This is a genomic window from Mycolicibacterium austroafricanum (genome assembly GCF_000612725.1).
GTDB lineage: Bacteria > Actinomycetota > Actinomycetes > Mycobacteriales > Mycobacteriaceae > Mycobacterium > Mycobacterium austroafricanum.
On sequence record NZ_HG964452.1, the window covers coordinates 236,824 to 256,089 of the forward strand.

The 19,266-nt window shown below is 67.3% G+C and carries 20 protein-coding genes; 10 read left to right on the forward strand and 10 right to left on the reverse strand.

The window, feature by feature from the left end:
• From BN976_RS11515 to ychF, 5 genes are all read right to left on the reverse strand, one after another.
• Positions 1-316 (reverse strand): DUF222 domain-containing protein (locus BN976_RS11515; RefSeq protein WP_122973968.1); only part of this gene is annotated, 316 nt, incomplete at its 3' end.
• A gap of 59 nt (positions 317-375) precedes the next feature.
• Entirely contained in the window at positions 376-717 is a 342-nt protein-coding gene (locus BN976_RS11520; protein ID WP_011781774.1) for a DUF1801 domain-containing protein, read from the reverse strand.
• A 235-nt stretch (positions 718-952) separates the two neighbouring features.
• On the reverse strand, positions 953-1,750 hold the full coding sequence (locus tag BN976_RS11525; RefSeq protein ID WP_011781775.1) for an SDR family NAD(P)-dependent oxidoreductase: 798 nt from the start codon (positions 1,748-1,750) through the stop codon (positions 953-955).
• Positions 1,751-2,180: 430 nt separating this feature from the next.
• The gene (locus BN976_RS11530; protein WP_036370832.1) at positions 2,181-2,546 is read right to left on the reverse strand and encodes a zinc ribbon domain-containing protein YjdM; all 366 of its coding nucleotides are present in this window, start codon (positions 2,544-2,546) and stop codon (positions 2,181-2,183) included.
• Between the two features lie 128 nt (positions 2,547-2,674).
• A complete protein-coding gene (gene ychF, locus BN976_RS11535; RefSeq protein ID WP_036370834.1) occupies positions 2,675-3,748 on the reverse strand; it encodes a redox-regulated ATPase YchF in 1,074 nt (357 codons plus the stop codon).
• Between the two features lie 82 nt (positions 3,749-3,830).
• On the opposite strand from ychF, the gene BN976_RS11540 reads away from it, so the two are divergent.
• Positions 3,831-4,928: a DUF6542 domain-containing protein gene (locus BN976_RS11540; protein WP_036370836.1), complete on the forward strand. Its 1,098-nt coding sequence runs from the start codon at positions 3,831-3,833 to the stop codon at positions 4,926-4,928.
• Positions 4,929-4,946: 18 nt separating this feature from the next.
• On the opposite strand, the gene BN976_RS11545 is transcribed toward BN976_RS11540, so the two are convergent.
• Together BN976_RS11545 and BN976_RS11550 are read right to left on the reverse strand one after the other, a co-directional pair.
• Positions 4,947-5,624, reverse strand: a complete 678-nt coding sequence (locus BN976_RS11545) for a hypothetical protein (RefSeq protein WP_051558401.1) — start codon at positions 5,622-5,624, stop codon at positions 4,947-4,949.
• Positions 5,625-5,628: 4 nt separating this feature from the next.
• Positions 5,629-6,006, reverse strand: coding sequence for a YidH family protein (locus BN976_RS11550; RefSeq protein WP_036370838.1), 378 nt, complete (start codon positions 6,004-6,006; stop codon positions 5,629-5,631).
• Between the two features lie 143 nt (positions 6,007-6,149).
• Here BN976_RS11550 and BN976_RS11555 point away from each other — a divergent pair, with 143 nt between their 5' ends.
• Positions 6,150-7,640, forward strand: coding sequence for an arylsulfatase (locus tag BN976_RS11555; protein WP_036370840.1), 1,491 nt, complete (start codon positions 6,150-6,152; stop codon positions 7,638-7,640).
• An 18-nt stretch (positions 7,641-7,658) separates the two neighbouring features.
• On the opposite strand, the gene BN976_RS11560 is transcribed toward BN976_RS11555, so the two are convergent.
• Both BN976_RS11560 and BN976_RS11565 read right to left on the reverse strand, forming a co-directional pair.
• A complete protein-coding gene (locus BN976_RS11560; protein WP_051558425.1) occupies positions 7,659-9,392 on the reverse strand; it encodes a penicillin-binding transpeptidase domain-containing protein in 1,734 nt (577 codons plus the stop codon).
• An 81-nt stretch (positions 9,393-9,473) separates the two neighbouring features.
• The gene (locus tag BN976_RS11565) at positions 9,474-10,487 is read right to left on the reverse strand and encodes a 4-hydroxy-3-methylbut-2-enyl diphosphate reductase (RefSeq protein WP_036370842.1); all 1,014 of its coding nucleotides are present in this window, start codon (positions 10,485-10,487) and stop codon (positions 9,474-9,476) included.
• 95 nt (positions 10,488-10,582) lie between these two features.
• On the opposite strand from BN976_RS11565, the gene BN976_RS11570 reads away from it, so the two are divergent.
• The 8 genes from BN976_RS11570 to BN976_RS11610 all read left to right on the forward strand — a co-directional run bounded on the left by BN976_RS11570 (position 10,583) and on the right by BN976_RS11610 (position 16,915).
• The gene (locus BN976_RS11570; RefSeq protein WP_036370843.1) at positions 10,583-11,164 is read left to right on the forward strand and encodes a lipid droplet-associated protein; all 582 of its coding nucleotides are present in this window, start codon (positions 10,583-10,585) and stop codon (positions 11,162-11,164) included.
• On the forward strand, positions 11,161-12,393 hold the full coding sequence (gene xseA / locus BN976_RS11575) for an exodeoxyribonuclease VII large subunit (protein ID WP_036370845.1): 1,233 nt from the start codon (positions 11,161-11,163) through the stop codon (positions 12,391-12,393). The genes BN976_RS11570 and xseA overlap by 4 nt, the downstream gene beginning before the upstream one ends.
• Positions 12,390-12,602: an exodeoxyribonuclease VII small subunit gene (locus BN976_RS11580; protein WP_011781786.1), complete on the forward strand. Its 213-nt coding sequence runs from the start codon at positions 12,390-12,392 to the stop codon at positions 12,600-12,602. The genes xseA and BN976_RS11580 overlap by 4 nt, the downstream gene beginning before the upstream one ends.
• Before the next feature lie 61 nt (positions 12,603-12,663).
• The gene (locus BN976_RS11585; protein WP_036370847.1) at positions 12,664-13,791 is read left to right on the forward strand and encodes a 3-beta-hydroxysteroid dehydrogenase; all 1,128 of its coding nucleotides are present in this window, start codon (positions 12,664-12,666) and stop codon (positions 13,789-13,791) included.
• A gap of 43 nt (positions 13,792-13,834) precedes the next feature.
• Positions 13,835-14,560, forward strand: coding sequence for an alpha/beta fold hydrolase (locus BN976_RS11590; protein ID WP_011781788.1), 726 nt, complete (start codon positions 13,835-13,837; stop codon positions 14,558-14,560).
• A gap of 83 nt (positions 14,561-14,643) precedes the next feature.
• Positions 14,644-15,111 carry a hypothetical protein gene (locus BN976_RS11595; RefSeq protein ID WP_084182283.1) on the forward strand — a complete coding sequence of 156 codons (468 nt, stop codon included), beginning with the start codon at positions 14,644-14,646 and terminating at the stop codon, positions 15,109-15,111.
• A gap of 30 nt (positions 15,112-15,141) precedes the next feature.
• Positions 15,142-16,035 (forward strand): HAD family hydrolase, encoded by an 894-nt coding sequence (locus BN976_RS11605; RefSeq protein ID WP_036370849.1) that lies wholly within the window; start codon positions 15,142-15,144, stop codon positions 16,033-16,035.
• A 13-nt stretch (positions 16,036-16,048) separates the two neighbouring features.
• Complete coding sequence (locus tag BN976_RS11610; RefSeq protein ID WP_036370851.1) at positions 16,049-16,915, forward strand: formylglycine-generating enzyme family protein; 867 nt, start codon at positions 16,049-16,051, stop codon at positions 16,913-16,915.
• Between the two features lie 22 nt (positions 16,916-16,937).
• Here BN976_RS11610 and BN976_RS11615 read toward each other — a convergent pair whose 3' ends face one another.
• Complete coding sequence (locus tag BN976_RS11615) at positions 16,938-19,214, reverse strand: putative bifunctional diguanylate cyclase/phosphodiesterase (RefSeq protein ID WP_235622038.1); 2,277 nt, start codon at positions 19,212-19,214, stop codon at positions 16,938-16,940.
• Between the last annotated feature and the right edge of the window lie 52 nt (positions 19,215-19,266).

Consider the following 19,266-nt stretch of genomic DNA (forward strand, 5'->3'; position numbering starts at 1 on the left):
CCAACGACAGCCGACCCTCCCGCAAATCCCGACTACACCGCGGGAACTGCTCCAACCGGCGCGCCACCGCCACGATCGTCTCAGCGTTACGAAACGAGGTCCCCAACTTCCACGCGATCAACCCCTCCATCGACTTCACCCCGGTGATCGCCCACAACCCGGCACCATCAATCTCGGCAGCGATCTGCGCAATACGCCCATCAATGGCATTGCGCTGACCCGCCAACTCCGCCAACTCCTCGAAACACACCTCAAGCCGATCAGACTGACGCACCACACCACCAGTGCCAGTACCAACCGCAACCCTCGAAGACATAACCCCATCCAACCAGCAGGGTCCGACAAAAACGGCCGTGCGACCACACCGCAGCGGCGCTATTTTCGATTGACCTTGACCGCTTCCCGGATCAAGGTCTTGAACGCTTCAGAGTCCAACTCGTCGCCTTCGTGAAGGTCGATGGAGCGCCCGACAGGCGCCTGGAGACTCGCGTTGAACAAGCTGTCCGGGTCGCTGATGGACGAACCCTTGGCGAAATTCACCTTGACCTTGCCCTTGTACATCTCCAGCGTGCAGATCAGGCCGTCCAACGAGAACGCCGGCACACCATCGGGATTCGACGGTTTGCGCCACTTGATCTCCTCGACGACGTCGGGCTCGGCTTCCTTGATCAGGGACCGAATCTCCTCGACCCGGTCAACACGCCAATCCTTGGTCATATCTCGAAGGTACGACTGAAGGTTCCGTCGAGGCTACCTCTGCGCTGAGGTTGGCTCACAACAAAAATCAACCAACTGCGCATGCGGACGAGAAATGACGGTTGCGGCACGCCGCATCCCGGAGCTGCGGATTGTCTTCCGCGCCGAGACGCCACGCACCCGGACGGCCTCACACGTTGAAGCGGAAGTCGACGACGTCGCCGTCGGCCACAGGAGCCGGCGTGGTAGCCGTGAGCTACGACTTCGCCTGGTGCGGAACACCGGTGAGGATGATCTCGGCGATACGGCGGGGCGCCTCAGCCAACATCGCGAGTGGGGCAGACCGCTTGGGAAGCCGCACATGTCGGCGACCCTTGAGGACGGCCTTGACGACCTCTTCGGCCACTCTTTCGCGGGGGGTGTCGACGGCAACCCCCCAGCGGTACGCACGCTGAAAGGACTTTGCGGTGGGCTCGTAGTTGTCGATCTTGGCGAGCAGGTCCGTTGGGATGGGCCCCAACTCCACGAGAGTGGTGCCGATCGGCAAACCACGGAAGTCTGTTCGCAGCCCCGCGGTGAAGTGCGACAGCGCCGCCTTGGAAGCTGAGTAGCTGACGAGGCCGGGGAACAGCACGATGCCACTGAGCGAAGACACGTTGACGATGTGGCCGCCGCCGCGTCGCAGCATCCCGGGTATCGCCTGGCGGCAGAGCTCGGCCGGCGCCAGATAATTGACGTCGGTGACTCGGCGCAATTCGTCTTCGGGTGCGTCGGTGAAGCACGCCGTACTTTCGATACCGGCGTTGTTGACCAAGACGTCGATCGGGCCGCCATCGTCTTCGACCCTCCGGATAAGGCCGGAAACCTGGGTCGAGTCAGAGAGATCGGCGGGGTGGACGGTGCCTCCGAGCTCGACCGCAAGCGACTCCAGGGAATCCCGGCTGCGAGCGACCAGCGCTACTCTGGCGCCAGCGCCGGCGAAGTTGTGTGCCAACGACTCACCGATCCCCCGCGACGCCCCTGTGATCAGTACGCGTTTCCCCCGGAGTTCCATTTTTGGATCCTACGCAGCAGCTTTGAGATCGTCAGGGATTCGAACGCCATTCGGTACCTGCTGACATCCAGCAGATCGTGGGGCCCCGCTGGATGCCTCTCCGCCAACCCTTGCACGTAGACGTTGCTTGAATTCGGAACTCAACGACGTCACCGTCAGCCATCGACTTGCGTTCCCCTCTCGACAGGACGAGGCTCAGGTGATGAAACCCAAGTGGGTCTCGAAGGTTCGGAATTGGTGGCAGGACCGCAGATACGGACCTTCGTACCGGCCACCACACAAACACGGCGGCAGCTGAACCCGGGCGCGCCCGTTCTATCCGAGAGCTGCGACAAGTCACTTCGCCGGCTTGGACGGTGAAGCGGAACTCCACCGCACGCCGGCACCGATAAACGTCACGCCAGCTCAGACCGGGGTGTACGCACCGCGTTCAGACGACCTTCTTGACCACGCTCGACTTGAGCTGCATGCGACCCAAACCGGGGACATTTGCGTCGATGTCGTGATCGCCGACGCCATCGGAGATGAGCCGGATTCCACGGACCTTCGTGCCGGCTTTGATGACCCCGCCACCGCCGCCCTTGACCTTCACGGTCGTCACGACGATCACAGTGTCTCCGTCAGCGAGGACGTTGCCGACCGAGTCCTTGACCGCGGCCCCGACGTGCGCAGAATCGACATCGGACACCTCATCAGCAGACCATTCGTGGCCGCACATCGGGCACACCAGGAGCGCCCCCTGCTCGTAGGTGAACGCCTCACCGCACGCCGGGCACGGCGGCAACTGATCTGACATTGTGGCGGACTCCTCGCCTGGCGGATTGTCGCGGTCAGCGTTGGCCGCGTTGGAACTAGCAGGTCACGGTCATGATGTGCTCGACCACGACGTCGTCACCCATCACGACCTGAGACATCACGGCCGGCTTAGACGTTGAAGCGGAACTCCACCACGTCGCCGTCGGCCATCACGTAGTCCTTGCCCTCGATCCGGACCTTGCCCGCCGCTTTCGCCGCGGCCATCGAGCCGGCCTCCACCAGGTCGTCGAAGGACACCACCTCGGCCTTGATGAAGCCCTTCTCGAAGTCGGAGTGGATGACGCCGGCCGCCTTGGGTGCGGTGTCGCCCTGATGGATCGTCCACGCCCTGGCCTCCTTGGGCCCGGCCGTCAGGTAGGTCTGCAGTTTGAGTGTGTGAAAACCGGCCCGCGCCAAGGCATCCAGACCGCGTTCGGTCTGGCCGATGGACTCAAGCAGTTCGGCGGCCGACTCCTCGTCGAGCTCCTGCAGCTCGGCCTCGATCTTGGCGTCGAGGAACACCGCGTCGGCCGGAGCTACCAGCTCCCGCAGCGCCGCCACCCGCTCCGTATCGGTGAGCACCGCCTCGTCGGCGTTGAAGACGTACAGAAAGGGCTTGGCGGTCAACAGATTCAGCTCGCGTAGCTCTGAAACGTCGAAACCCGCCGAGAAAAGCGTCTTGCCGCTGTCGAGGATCTTGCCGGCCGCGACCGCCGCATCGTAGACGGGTCGGCGGTCCTTGTGGGTGCGGGCTTCCTTCTCCAGCCGCGGCAGCGCACGTTCCAGCGTCTGCATGTCGGCCAGGATCAGCTCGGTCTCGATGACCTCGATGTCGGACTTGGGATCGACCCGGCCGTCGACGTGCACGACGTCGTCGTCGGCGAACACCCGCACCACCTGGCAGATGGCGTCACACTCGCGGATGTTGGCCAGGAACTTGTTACCGAGGCCTGCCCCCTCGGAGGCGCCTTTGACGATGCCCGCGATGTCGACGAAGGTCACCGGCGCCGGCAGGATCTTCTCCGAGCCGAAGATCTTGGCCAGCTCGGTCAGCCGCGGATCAGGGAGCGCCACCACTCCCTCGTTGGGTTCGATCGTCGCGAACGGGTAGTTGGCGGCCAGCACGTCGTTGCGTGTCAGCGCGTTGAACAAGGTCGACTTACCCACGTTCGGCAGTCCGACGATTCCCAGATTGAGGCCCACGGGAACCACAGTCTAAGCGTTGTGGTCGCCACGCCACCGAGCGCTGGCGGCGACCGATTGCCCGAGCCGGTACGGTCGACCTGTGTCAGAACAGCGCGCGCGGCCGGCGGTGGCTCCCGAGCACAGCTCTGCGCACCCCAATATCGCAGGGATTCCGTGGTGGGGCGCCATTCTGACAGCAGTTATCGCATCGGCGATCGGGTTCGCCTTCGACGCCGGGTCCGGCGGCGGCCAGCTCACCGCCGCGTTCGCCGCGCTCTACGTCGTCGGATGCCTGGTCGCGGTGCTCGCCGTGCAGCAGTCGAACCTTTTCACTGCAGTCATCCAGCCGCCTCTGGTGTTGTTCGTCACAGTGCCTGCCGCGTATTTCCTGATGCACAGCAGCGACATCCAGGGGCTCAAGGACATCTTGATCAACTGCGGCTATCCGCTGATCGAGCGATTCCCACTGATGTTCTTCACCTCCGCGGCCGTGCTGATGATCGGGTTGGCACGCTGGTATTTCGCGAAATCGGGCCACCAGTCCGGCACGCAGGACCGCGGGCGCCGCGCCCCGGCCGGCGCGGGGCTGTCCGCGAAGCTGTCCTCTCTGCTGGGCGGGTCGGCCGCCGACGGCGACGCCGCGGCCGACGAGCCGCCGAGGCGCCGTGCAACGGATCGCCGCCGCACCGCGCCGAAGCCGGCCGCCCGCAAGCCGTCGCGAGGCGACCGACCGGTCAAGCGGTCCGCCCCCCGCGCACGGCACGCGCCCGCTCCGGAGACCGAGATCATCGAGCCCGTCGCAGACCGGCCCCGCCGGCGCCGACCCAGACCGGAGGAGCAGCCCCCGACACCGGAGCCGCGGCGCCGCCCCCGGACGTCCTCGGCGCGGGAGCCGCGCGACGCCCGGTCACGCGATCCTCTTCCCCCGCGCGAACGCCGGAGCCCCTACGACGGCGACGATCGGTACGACCACCGGCCGGCGCGGGACCGGGGACCGCGGGAGCAGCCCCGGCGTCGAAGCCGCTTCGACGACCACGAGCCATTCGACCCGTACAGCTCCGCCGGCACCAGCAGCCACCACCCGATCTCGCGCGTGCGTTATCGGGGTGCCGACGACGTCGACGATCGGGCTGAACCCCGGAGCCGGCGGCGCAGCCCGCGGGACGCCGACGCCGACCGCTGGGAATTCGACATCTGAGCGCTCGGCCGACGGGGTTCAAGGTCCCCGGCGGCCGACGGCGCCGCGGTGCGGCCCTGGGCGGGTGAACAGCACAATCAGGCTGACGGCACCCACCCAGGCCGGAAAGACAAGCGTCACCCAGAGGCTCAGGCTGACGACGACGATCAACAGCGCCGCGACCAGATAGGTGATCACTGCCGTCCAGCGTGGCATCAGCCCGGTGCGAATCCAGATGGTGGCCAGCGAGATCATGAACACCGCGGCCGGTCGAACGCCCCACACATTGCTGATCTGAAGCATCAACGATCGGCCGAAGTAGATCAGCCCGTTGCTCGCCACTCCCGGAATCTCCGTGATGGTCAGAATCGCTCCGGCAATCCCCATCGAGACCGCCGTCATGGCCACGAAGAGAAGCCCACTGCCGAAGAACACCGACGCGAAGAACCGATCCTCGAAGTCTCCCAGCACATCCCGCATCACTCCGATGAACCAGAGAAAGGCGATGGCGGCCATCGGCGCCAACACCAGCGCCGCGCCGATCCGGGTTCGGCCGCCGTTGACCCACGCGATCTGGGCGAACGGATCGTCGGGGATGGCACTGCGCAGCAGGACAAGGCTGGCGGCGAACAGCACTGCAAACAACACTCCGGCGACAGCGGCCGAGCGTGGCGTCGTCAGCCGACGAAACTGCGGCTCGCCCTCGGCGTAGTCCATGCCGTCACAGCCTCAGCATCACTCCGAGAAGCGCGATGACGCCGAGGCCGGCGATCAGCGCCGCGAAGATCCCGGCCAGCGAGCCCGGCATGGGCCCGAAATCCGCCTGCAGTGCCTTCATCGCCCGGCGGTGCTGCACCCAGGCCAAGATGAGCGCGGTCAGGCCGATGACGATCATCGCCACACCGACGATCTGTGGGCTGACAAACGGGGCGCGCAGCCGCTCCGCGGTCGAGAGGTACCGAAAGATCTGGTAGATCGTGAACCCGAATGCGATCAACGCTGTCGCCGTCCGGATCCACGCCATCAGCGTTCGCTCCAGGGCGAGGCGGGTCCGTTCTGCCGCCAACCGGGTGTTCGGGTCCAGATTCGGGCTTGTCATGGGCACCTCTCACACGAGATGTGACGGCATCGCTGAAGTCGACGGCGCAGTTGGCGACCGAGATTACTATGCCGCTGTGGGCGTCCAGAAGGCCGCGACCACAACGTCGCGGGCGGGCCTTCGACAGCGAAAGGCTGCGAGACATGGGCGACAAGCCGAACATCCTCATCATCTGGGGCGACGACATCGGCCAGAGCAACCTGAGCTGCTACAGCGACGGGCTGATGGGATACCGCACGGCCAACATCGACCGGATCGCCGCCGAAGGTGCACGCTTCACCGACTACTACGGCGAGCAGAGCTGCACAGCGGGCCGGGCCGCGTTCATCACCGGCCAGAACCCCTATCGGACCGGACTGACCAAGGTCGGTATGCCCGGTGCGCCCATCGGGCTGCAGGCCGAGGACCCGACGATCGCGACCGCACTCAAGGCGCAGGGGTACGCCACCGGCCAGTTCGGCAAGAACCACCTGGGCGACCGCGACGAATTCCTGCCCACCATGCACGGATTCGACGAATTCTTCGGCAACCTGTACCACCTCAACGCCGAAGAGGAACCGGAGAACGTCGACTATCCGAAGGACCCGGAGTTCCGCAAGAAGTTCGGACCCCGCGGCGTCATCCGGGCGTGGGCCAACGGCGACGGCACCCAGCGCATCGAGGACACCGGCCCGCTGACCAGGAAGCGCATGGAGACCTGCGACGAAGAGTTCCGCGACGCCGCAATCGATTTCATCAAGCGCCAGCACGAGGCCGACACCCCGTTCTTCGTGTGGTTCAACTCCACCCACATGCACTTCCGGACCCACCCCAAGCCGGAGAGCATCGGCCGGTCGGGGCGTTGGCAGTCGGAGTACCACGACACGATGCTCGACCACGACGACATCGTCGGCGACCTGCTGAACACCCTCGACGAGCTCGGCATCGCCGATGACACGATCGTCATGTACTCCACCGACAACGGCCCGCACATGAACAGCTGGCCGGACGCGGGCATGACGCCGTTCCGCAACGAGAAGAACTCGAACTGGGAAGGCGCGTACCGGGTTCCGGCAGTGGTGCGCTGGCCGGGACGGATTCCGGCCGGCACCGTACTGAACGGCATCGTCAGCCACAACGACTGGTTCGTCACCCTGCTGGCCGCGGCGGGAGATCCCGACATCGCCGAAAGACTGTGCGCCGGAACCGATCTCAACGGCACCACCTACAAGGTGCACCTCGACGGGCACAATCAGCTTGACTATCTCACCGGAGCGACCGACGAAAGCCTGCGGCAGTATTTCTTCTACGTCTCCGACGACGGCGACCTGACGGCCCTGCGATACGACAACTGGAAGATCGTCTTCCTGGAGCAGCGGGCGGCGGGCACGTTGCAGGTCTGGCTCGAGCCCTACACCGAGTTGCGCGCACCGAAGCTGTTCAACCTGCGCACCGACCCGTACGAGCGGGCCGACATCACGTCGAACACGTACTTCGACTGGGTACTCGACCGGGTTTTCGTCTTCACTCCGGCGCAGGCGTTCGTCGCACAGATGCTGCAGACCCTCGTCGAGTTCCCGCAACGTCAGGCTTCTGCGAGCTTCAACCTCGAGCAGGTGATGGCGAAGCTGCAGGCCGGCATCCCCGATTCCTGACCGCCGGCCTGCCCGACGTCAGGGGATCGCGCGCAGGAAGCGGCCCGCCGCGTCCACCGCAGGCCCGGAACTGCCTGCGTCGCTGACGAACACCGCGAGCGCCAGATCGCCGCGGATGCCGACGAACCAACCGTGGGCGTGCTGATCGTCGATGTATTCGGCGGTTCCGGTCTTGCCCAGCAGGCCGGGGATGTCCTGCAACTGGGTGGCGGTGCCGTCGGTGATCGTCTCGCGCATCATCGCCTGCACCTGCTCGTCCACCGAGGGGGGCAGCGGTTCCGGGGTGCGGTCGGGCACGCCCGGCTCCCCCGCCACGATCGTCGGCGCGGGCACCGAACCGTGCGCGAGGGTCGCCGCCACCAGCGCCATACCGAAGGGTGACGCGGTGACCTTGCCCTGCCCGATGCCTTCCTCGACCCGCAGCGCGGAGGTGTCGGCGACGGGCACCGAGCCGGTGACGGTGGTCATGCCGCGTGCGACGTAGTCGATGCCGAGGCCGAGCTGGGCGGCGGCCTTGGTGAGCCCGTCCGGCGGCAGATTGACCGCGAGCCGGCCCATGGTGGTGTTGCAGGAACGGGCGAACGCGGTGTGCAGCGGCACGTCGCCGAGGTCGAAGTTGTCGTCGTTGGGGATCTGCCTGCCCTCGATGTTCTCGGTGCCCGGGCAGGCGACGATGCTGTCGGGGGTGACCTGCCCGGCTTGCAGCGCCGCCGACACCGTCACCGTCTTGAAGGTCGATCCCGGCGGATACAGACCGGTCAGCGCGATCGGGCCCTGCGCGTCGGCGGGGGTGTTCTGCGCGACGACGAGCAGGTCACCCGTCGACGGCTGGATCGCCACGATCGCGGCCGGGGTGGTCAACGGCGCCAGCGCGGCCTCCGCGGCGAGTTGCATACCGATGTCGAGGGTGGCCGCGATGTCGCCGACGGGTTTGGCGTCCTGCCCGCCCACCCTCTGGGCGCCCGCGGCGGTCTCCGCGATGATCGCCCAGCCGGCGGCGGCGTCGGTGCGCTGTTGCCAGAGGTCGGACAGTCCCGCCAGGGTCGGTGACGTCAGGGCGCGGTCGGTGGCCAGCAGTCGGGTCTGCGGACGCAGTGTCACGTGCGGTGTCGCGGCCAGCTGTTCCTCGATGGGCGCCAGGTCCTCCTCGCGCAGCGTGATGGCGGTGACCGGTTGGCCCGACGCCGCGGCCAGGTCAGCGCTCAGCGATGCCGGCGTGACTCCCGGCGCTATCGGGTTCAGCAGGGCGGCAACGGTATTCACGTCATTCGCGTTGATGCCGGGTGCGACGTCGACGAGGGTGACCACATGCTGGGTCAGCAGTTCGGCGCCGGTGCGGTCCAGCACCCTGGCCGCGGGTTGCGGGACGAGGGTGCTGTAGGACAGCGGCCCCTGGTCGAGACCGGGGGCGACCGTGGCCGCGTTCCATCCGATCGTCCAGTCGTCACCGGCGGCGGTTGCCGTGCCGTCGGTGGTGTAGGACCACTCGTTGCGCTTCTCGGGCCCGAACTTCCACGTCGCCGCCAGGGTGAACGTCGCCGAGTCCTCCTCGCGCCGGGTCGCGGTCACCTCGAAGCCGACGTCGGTGCCGAGGCTGGCGAAGAGCCTGCCGAGTGTGTCCGAAGCCGCGGCCTCGTCGCCGGTCAGGGCGGCGGCCGCCGGAGCGTCGCCGCGGCTGAGCGCATCGACGAAGCTACGCAGGGTCGACTCGAGCCGGTCCTCGGCGTCGCTGCAGCCGGCGAGCAGCAACATCACGGCGAGCAGGGCCGCCGCGCTTCTGCGGCTTGTGCGGACGATCACTCGCAGCGGGGTCACGGAGGTCGAAGGTACCCGCTACTGGCGGGCCGGACGGATCTCCCGAGGTAGGGCGAACACGAGTGTCTCGTTGGCGGTGGTGACCGGTTGCACGACGTCGTAGCCGTGCTCGGCGAGCCGGTCGAGGACCCCGCGGACGAGGATCTCCGGGACCGAGGCGCCGGACGTGACACCGACGGTGGTGACACCGTCGAACCACGCCGGGTCGATGTCGTCGGCGTAGTCGACGAGGTGGGCTGCAGACGCGCCGGCACCCAGCGCGACCTCGACGAGCCGCACCGAGTTCGACGAGTTCTTCGATCCGACCACGATCACCAGCTCGCACTCCGGTGCCATGGCCTTGACCGCCACCTGCCGGTTCTGGGTGGCGTAGCAGATGTCGTCGCTCGGCGGATCCTGCAACGTCGGGAACTTCTCCCGCAGCCGGCGCACCGTCTCCATCGTCTCGTCGACGCTCAGCGTCGTCTGGGACAGCCAGATGACCTTGTCCGGGTCCCGCACGGTGACCTTGTCCACCGCGTCGGGATTGTCGACCACCTGCACGTGATCGGGTGCCTCGCCGGCGGTGCCGACCACCTCCTCGTGGCCTTCGTGGCCGACGAGCAGGATGTCGTAGTCGTCGCGGGCGAAGCGCTTGGCCTCGTTGTGCACCTTGGTCACCAGCGGGCAGGTGGCGTCGATGGTCCTCAGGTGGCGGGCAGCGGCCTCTTCGTGCACCGTCGGCGCGACCCCGTGGGCGGAGAACACCACGATGGCCCCCTCGGGCACCTCGTCGGTCTGTTCCACGAAAATCGCGCCGGCCTTGGCCAGGGTGTCGACGACGTAGCGGTTGTGCACGATCTCGTGACGGACGTAGATCGGTGCGCCGTGCTTCTCCAGCGCCCGCTCGACGGTCTCGACAGCACGGTCGACGCCCGCGCAGTACCCCCGCGGTTCGGCCAGTAGCACCCGCTTACCTGTGACGTCGCCGGCAACCGAGCCCAACGCTGTCCGGCTGGCACCGGGAATCCCCATATTGACGGTCGGCGGCATGACTCAAGGGTACTTGGCGGTGGACATTTTGCCCGTGGCGGAACTCGGCGGCTTCCGCACTTTGACATCATCGGTTGTTGAGGCAGGCTGTGCCCATGTCGACTGCACCGTATGGCGTCCGTCTGCTCGTGGGTGCGGCAGTGACCGCCATCGAGGAGACCCGCAAACTCCCCCAGACCATCCTGATGTATCCGATGACCATCGCGAGCCAGCTCGCCCAGCTGGTCATGAAGATGCAGCAGGACGTCGCCGTCCTGGTCATCAAGGGCGACGAGACGCTGGAATCGATCTTCCCTCCCAAGGACGAACAGCCGGAGTGGGCGACGTTCGACGAGGATCTCCCCGGCGACGACGATGAGGTCGGCGCGGCGGCGGCGCGCGACGGGGAACGGCTGACCGAAGGCCGGTTCGCGTTGTTCAGCGGGGAGGCCGACGCCGCCAGGGCGTCGGCCTCGGACGACACCTCGGCGCCGTCGACGGCGGCGTCCCCGGATGCTCCCGAGATCGTGGCCGAGATCGAGTACGAATCGCTGACGCTGGCCCAGCTGCGTGCACGGCTTACCTCGCTGCGCCTCGCGGACCTGGAGGCGCTGCTGTCCTACGAGGAGTCCACCAAGGCGCGGGCCCCGTATCAAACCTTGTTGGCCAACAGGATCACCCGCGCGTCGGCGAAGTGACATCCGCGCAGGGCCATTCGCCGGAAAACCCGTTTCCGGTGCGCGGCGTCGCGATCCGCGTCGCGGGCTGGATCGACAAGCTCGGCGCCGTGTGGGTGGAAGGGCAGATCGCCCAGCTGACCTTGCGCCCCAATTCCAGCACCGCGTTCATCACGTTGCGCGACCCGGCGGCGGACATGTCGCTGTCGCTGACGTGTCCGCGCGATCTTGTGGTCAACGCCCCGGTCAAGATGACCGACGGCACCCAGGTGATCGTCTACGGCAAGCCCAACTTCTACACCGGTCGGGGCACCTTCTCGCTGCGGGTCAGTGAGATCAGGGCGGTCGGCATCGGTGAGCTGTTGGCCCGGATCGAGCGGTTGCGCAGGCTTCTCGACGCCGAAGGTCTGTTCGATCCCCGCCTGAAGCGCCCGATCCCGTTCCTGCCCGGCACCATCGGCCTGATCACCGGGCGCGCCTCGGCCGCCGAGCACGACATCGTGGCCGTCGCGACCGGCCGCTGGCCCGCGGTGCGGTTCGCGGTGCGCAACACCGTGGTGCAGGGTCCCAACGCAGTCCCCCAGATCGTCGACGCGCTGCGCGACCTCGACGCCGACCCCGACGTCGACGTCATCGTGCTGGCCCGCGGCGGCGGCAGCGTCGAGGACCTGCTGCCGTTCTCCGACGAAACCCTGTGCCGCGAGATCGCCGCCTGCACCACCCCGGTGGTCAGCGCGATCGGCCACGAGCCGGACAACCCGCTGTGCGATCTGGTCGCCGATCTGCGCGCGGCCACCCCGACCGACGCCGCCAAGCGCATCGTGCCAGACACCGCGGCGGAACAGGCCCTGGTCACCGACCTGCGCCGGCGCAGCGCCCGCGCGCTGCGCAACTGGGTGAACCGGGAGGCACACACGGTGGCGCAGCTGCGCAGCAGGCCCGTGCTGGCCCGTCCGCTGGCCGCGATCGACGCGCGCGCCGAGGAGATCCACCGCGCCCGAGCCGCCGCCCGCCGCGACGTCAAGCGCCTGCTGGCCACCGAAGCCGACCGGGTCGGGCACCTTACGGCCCGGCTGACCACATTGGGGCCTGCGGCGACCCTGGCACGGGGCTACGCGGTGGTGCAGACGATCGCGACGTCGGGGGAACCGCACGTGCTGCATTCCGTTTCAGACGCGCCGGCGGGGGCACGGCTGCGGATCCGGGTCACCGACGGGGCCGTCACAGCGATCAGCGAGGGTAGCGAATGAAGCCTATTAGTGAACTCGGATACGAACAGGCCCGCGACGAGCTGATCGAGGTGGTTGAGCGCCTCGAGCACGGAGGCCTCGACCTCGACACGTCGCTGAAGCTGTGGGAACGTGGCGAACAACTGGCGAAACGGTGCGAAGAGCACTTAGCTGGTGCCCGTAGCAGAGTCGAGAAGGCGCTGGCCGCCAACGACGAAGCCGAGGACTGACCCGGAGCGAATTCGCCGCCGGGATCTCGAAATTGGAACACGTTTCAGTTACTCTGCCCGCATGGGTGATGCAACAACACCGACGACTGAACTCGGCCGGGTCCTGGTCACCGGCGGCTCCGGATTCGTGGGCGCCAACCTGGTCACCGAGCTCCTCGACCGGGGCCTGCAGGTGCGCTCGTTCGACCGGGTGCCGTCCCCGCTGCCCGACCATCCCGGCCTCGAGGTGGTGCAGGGCGACATCACCGACGTCGACGACGTCGCCCGCGCGGTGGGCACCGGCGCGGACAAGGCAGACACCGTCTTCCACACCGCGGCGATCATCGACCTGATGGGCGGGGCCTCGGTCACCGAGGAGTACCGGCAGCGCAGCTTCGCGGTGAACGTCACCGGTACCAAAAACCTGGTGCACGCCGCCCAGAAGGCCGGCGTTCAGCGTTTCGTCTACACGGCGTCCAACAGCGTGGTCATGGGTGGGCAACGCATCGCGGGTGGCGACGAAACCCTGCCCTACACCGAGCGTTTCAACGATCTCTACACCGAGACCAAGGTGGTCGCCGAGAAGTTCGTGTTGTCCCAGAACGGCGTCTCGGGCATGCTCACGTGCTCCATCAGGCCCAGCGGCATCTGGGGCCGCGGCGACCAGACCATGTTCCGCAAGGTGTTCGAGAGCGTGCTCGCCGGGCACGTCAAGGTGCTCGTCGGCAACAAGAACGTCAAGCTCGACAACTCCTACGTGCACAATCTGGTGCACGGATTCATCCTTGCCGCGCAGCATCTGGTCGACGGTGGCACAGCACCCGGTCAGGCCTACTTCATCAACGACGGTGAGCCGATCAACATGTTCGAGTTCGCGCGGCCCGTGATGGAGGCGTGCGGCGAACCCTGGCCGACCTTCCGCGTGTCCGGGCGGCTGGTGTGGTTCGCGATGACCATCTGGCAGTTCCTGCACTTTCGGTTCGGGTTGCCCAAGCCGTTGCTCGAACCCCTTGCGGTGGAACGGCTTTACCTGGACAACTACTTCTCGATCGGCAAGGCCGAGCGCGACCTGGGTTACCGGCCGCTGTACACCACCGAGCAGGCGCTCGAGCACTGTATGCCGTACTACGTCGACCTGTTCGGTCGGATGAAGGCCGAAGCCGCACAGCCTGCCGTACAGGCCGCCGCGCCGGTCCCCCCTGCTGGGTGACCTCACGGACTCGTCATCATGTGATGACGACGAGGGGAGGCACATGCCGCGGTTCTGTTCCGTCGCCCACGACGGCGCCCACATCCGGTATCTCGACTCCGGTGGCGACGATCTCGGCGCGCCCATCGTGTTCGTGCCCGGGTTCACCGACGTCGCCGACGACTACATCGAGACGCTTCCGGCCTTCGGCCGACGGGCTGCCGTCGTCGAACTCCGCGGCCACGGACACAGCAGGGCCGTCGCCGGGCCCTACGATTCGGACACTCTCGGCCGCGACGTCGGCGCGGTGATCGACGCCGTCACCGACGGACCCGTGCACCTGATCACGTTCTCCCGCGGCACCGCCTACGCCCTGACGTGGGCGCTCGCACATCAGGCGCGGGTGCGTTCGCTGTCGATCGGGGACTACGTGCCCGAGGAGATCGTGCTGACCGACGAGGTCATGCTCGGCCTGCTCGACGGGCGCTGGCGCGGATCACCGGTCCGCGACCGCGTCGATCCGGCCGCCGCGATCGCGACGGTGCGCGCTGCCCGCGCGCAGTCCTTCTGGGAACCGCTGGCCCGGTGGCAGCCCCCGCTGCTGGTCGTGCGCAGCCCCAACGCGACTGTGGTCGACGACGCCGCCTGGGCCCGGTACCGGAAGCTGTTCCCCCATGCCAGCTTTCACGAGTTCACCGACTCACCGCACGACATCTTCCGACCCGACCGGGGCCGATACCCGGCGTTGGTCCGCTCCCACGTCGACGCGGTGGACTGCCTGCCGGTCTGAGCGCCGCGGGCACACGGCAGGCGGCCTTCGCAGACCGCTCGAATTCGGCTCGGCCACCGCGTCATGGGAGGAGGATCGGACTCATGACCGAACCACAGGAGAACCCCGCGGCGCCGACCGTGACGTCGCAACCAGAGACGGCGGCAGGACCGCCACTCGGGCCGCCGCCGCCCACCGGCAGGGAAGACCGGTCCGGACGCGTGACCCACGTGGCAGCGTGGGTGGGCATCGTGGCCGGCGCCCTGTTCACCGTCTTCCTCGTCTTCCTGGCGGGAGTACTGCTGGGCAGGCAGTCCGCCGGAGACGACGGCTTCGGCCGCTGGCGCTACCACGACGGTTTCCACCACCGCGGCCAACAGTGGGCGCCCGGCATGGGCCAAGGCTACGGGCCGGGGATGTGCGGACCAGGTGGACCGGGGATGTACGGCCCGGGCATGCAGGGCGGTATGCCGCCGATGATGCCGGGCATGCAGGGCATGATGCCGGGGATGCAGGGACCGGCCGCGCCGAGCACGCCGAGCACGACGCCTCCCGCCCCGGCACGGCCCTGACGCCGCGCGGACCGGTTCGGCGGACAGGACATGCTCGACTCGTGGAATGACGGCCCCACCAAAGCGGCGATCATCGCGTTCGCCGAGGGAGCCGCCAAGGACGTCGCCCCCGAGGACCGGGTGGCCGTCTTCGACAACGACGGCACGCTGTGGTGTGAGAAGCCGGCATACATCCAGTTGGACTTCCTGGTGCGCCGGATGGCCGAACAGGTCGGGGCCGACCCGTCGCTGGCGGATCGGCAACCGTACATGGCCGCCGCGGCCGGTGATCTCGGCTGGTTCGGCGATGCGGTCACCAAGCATTACCTCGGTGACGACTCTGGAATCAAACTGCTTGCCGCAGGCATCCTTTCGGCGTACTCGGGCCTGACGGTCGAGGAACACGCCGAGCGGGTGAAGGCGTTCTTCGCCGCCGGCGAGCACCCGTCGCTGAAGCGCCCGTACACCGCCTGCGGCTACGCGCCGATGGCCGAGTTGCTGCGCTATCTGGAGGGCCACGGTTTCACCAACTACATCGCCTCGGGCGGGGGCCGCGACTTCATGCGGCCGGTCACGTATCAGATGTACGGGATTCCGCCCGAACGGGTGATCGGCAGCTCGGTGGGCCTCGATTTCGCGGACGGACACCTGAAGACGACGGCAACCCCGGAGTTTCTCGACGACGGCCCGGTCAAACCGGTCCGCATCTGGGATCGAACGGGCCGACGCCCGATCTTCGCCGCGGGTAACTCCAACGGCGACATCGAGATGCTGCAGTTCACCGCCGCCGGAACCGGCCCGTCGATGTCGCTGGTGGTGCGCCACGATGACGCCGAACGCGAGTTCGACTACACCGCGGGCGCGGAGAAGGCCCTGGAGATCGCGGGCACACACGGTTGGGCCGTCGCGAGCATGCGTGACGATTGGATCCGGATCTTTGGCTGAGCACGGCGCCGCTATGGTGTGGATCCCCGGGCAGACCGCGATCCTCGGCTCCGACTCGCACTATCCGGAGGAAGCTCCCGCACACCCGGTAACCGTCGAGGGCTTCTGGATGCAGCCGATGCAGGTCACAAACCGTGAGTTCGCCGAATTCATCGACGCCACAGGCTATGTCACCGTTGCCGAGCGACCGGTGAAGCCGGCCGACTATCCCGGCGCGCCGAGAGAGAATCTGCAGCCGGGGTCGATGGTCTTCACCAGGACCGGCGGCCCGGTCGACCTCCGTCATCTCAACCTGTGGTGGACCTGGACTCCCGGTGCGAACTGGCGTCACCCGGTCGGCCCGGCATCCTCGATCGACAAGCGCCTTGATCATCCGGTGGTGCATGTCGCGTACGAAGACGCCGAATCCTATGCCGCGTGGGCGGGCCTGGAACTCCCCACCGAAGCCGAGTGGGAGACGGCGGCGCGCGGTGGACTCACCGCAGCGACATACACCTGGGGGGATGTTCCTGAGCAACCCGGCCGGCAACTGGCGAACTACTGGCACGGCGACTTCCCCTGGCGCCCCGACCGAGGGTACGGCCGCACCCGCCCGGTGGGCAGCTTCCCGCCGAACCGCTACGGGCTGTTCGACATGGCGGGCAACGTCTGGGAATGGACGACCGACTGGTACGGCGATCGTCGTGACTACCAACCATGTTGCGCCGCAGAGAGTTACGACGCCAACCAACCGCAGTTCGAAGTGCCGCGCAGGGTGGTCAAGGGCGGCTCCTTCCTCTGCGCCGACAGCTACTGCCAGCGGTATCGGCCCGCTGCGCGCAGGCCGCAGCCCGTGGACACCGGCATGAGTCACATCGGCTTTCGCTGCGTCAAGCGATGATCCGCAGGTCGGAGATGCTGCGCTATGCGGGGTCTCTGGCCATGCGGACCAGACCAGGGACATCGGCGGGCTCGATCGGTCTGCCGAAGTAGTAGCCCTGAGCCATGTCGCAACCCCTGTCCCGCAGCCAGGCCGCGGTGGCCGGCCCCTCGACGCCTTCGGCCACCACGACGCTGCCCAGATCGTGGGTGAGGTCGATGACGGCACGGACGACCGCGGCGGCGCGGGGGTCGCTTGCCACCGCCGCGATGAAGTGACGGTCCAGCTTGATCTCGTCGATCCGCAGTTCGCGAAGGTAGGGCAGCGCCGAGAAGCCACTGCCGAAATCGTCGATCGCCACCCGGATACCCCGCTCGCGCAACTGTCCGAGTACCCCGGTCACCACATCGAAGTCGTGCAAGACGAGATCCTCGGTGATCTCCACCGTCAGCAGATCGGCGGGCAAGCTACGACGCTCCAGCGCCTGAGAAAGCGCGGACGGCAGTCGGGCGTCACGCAGGAACGGTGCAAAGAGGTTGACGGCCACCGGCATCGGCACTCCGTCCGCCATCCACCGCGCCGCATCGTCGAGGACGTTGTCGAGCACCACATCGGTGACCGGCCGCATCAGCCCGTGCTGACGCACCAGGGGCAGGAACGCGTCCGGGCTCAGCATTCCCAGCTGCGGGTGCGGCCACCGGAGCAAGGCCTCCACTCCGACGATGAAGCCGGATCGCAGATCCACGATCGGTTGGTACACCATGCGGAATTCCCGGTTGTCGATGGCCCGGCGCAGCTCACCCAGCAGCCGCACCTTGGCCGCGCCGTCAGGCCAGTTCTGAGGCGAACCCCGTTCGGGCGCAACCACATCAGGTGCTGCCGACGCAAGGGTCGCATCGAAGACGTGCACGCGCGACGACCGGGATCTCTTCGCAACGGCCATCGCGGTCTCGGCGCGCATGACCATGGTCTCCGGCGCCACCTCCGCCTCCCCGGGGGAGGCGGCCGCAACCCCGACGCTGGGGCGCAACAGGATGTGCTCACCGTGCAGCAAGAACGGCTCGTTGAAGGCATCCACGACCCGTTCTGCAATCAGCTTCGAATCGTCATGCTCGCCTTCGAGGAGCACAGCGAACTCGTCGCCCTGGATCCGGGCGACGGTGTCCCCGGCGCGCACACAGTCGGCGATCCGCTGACCGACCCTGGCCAGCAGACTGTCTGCTTCGGGATGGCCGACGCTGTCGTTGACCAACTTGAAGTCGTCGAGGTCCAAAGACACCACCGCGACAGAGTGGCCTTCGCGGGAACTCAGCGTCAGCGCGTGTGCAAGCCGGTCGTAGAACAATCTCTGGTTCGCCAGTTCCGTCAACGGATCACGCAGTGCCTGCTCGGCGGCGGCCCGCAACAGCTGCCGGTTCTCCCATGCCGCGACCACCTGCCGTAGACACACCGCGACCACGATGACCGGGACGACTAACTGCTCCAGACCCGACATGACCAGTGGCGGTCCTATTGTCCCGGCCAGCAGCAGCGGAACGTAGGGCGCCCACAGCGCAGTGTTCGACGGCACCAACACGATCGGCATCCGGAACTGCGGATTCTCGCGGCTCAGCTGCGCTGCGGCACAGATCGCGACAAGAGCCACCGCCCAGCCGAGGTCGATGAAACTCCCCGTCCGATAGCTGTCCACCGCAACGCCGTAGGCGAACGCGCTGTCGGTGAGTGTCATCACAGCGAACCCGAACACCAGCAGCGCCGGCACCGCCCGATGCGCTGCGTCGACGCGGGCAAGGACCGCCACAGCCACCGCGAGAATCACCATGTCGGCGACGGGATAGAAAAATGCGAGCCCGAGCGCGAGTTTGTCGTCGCGATAGGCCTCATAGACGCGATCCAGCGCGAAGATCCACGCCAACAGGAACGAACACAACGCGACTGTCACGCCGTCGAGCGCGATCCGGAGTGTGGCCTGGCGCCCGGACCAGGCGTCGAACGGAGCCATTCCCAGCACCGCGGGGACCACGAGAACGCCGAAGGCCAGATAAAAGAAGTCGGCCGGCGAGGGGAACGGCTCGACTCGCAGCACGTACTCGCACACCAGCCAGATCAGGTCGGCGACGGCCCAGGCCGCCATCGCGGCCGCCATGGTCGCCCACGCGCGGCGCTGGCGTCCTTCCAAGGACTTCGCTGTCAGCACCGCGCACACCGTCGCAAAGCTGGACAGGGCCACGATGATGACGTCGTCGAGAACGGGCACCCATGCGCCGTCCCCGCCGACGGCAAGCACCACCGTCAGTGCGACCGTCAGCCCGACCGGCACTGCTGTACATGACCCCAGCAGAGGGGGTCGTCCACCACTCACGGCGCTCCCA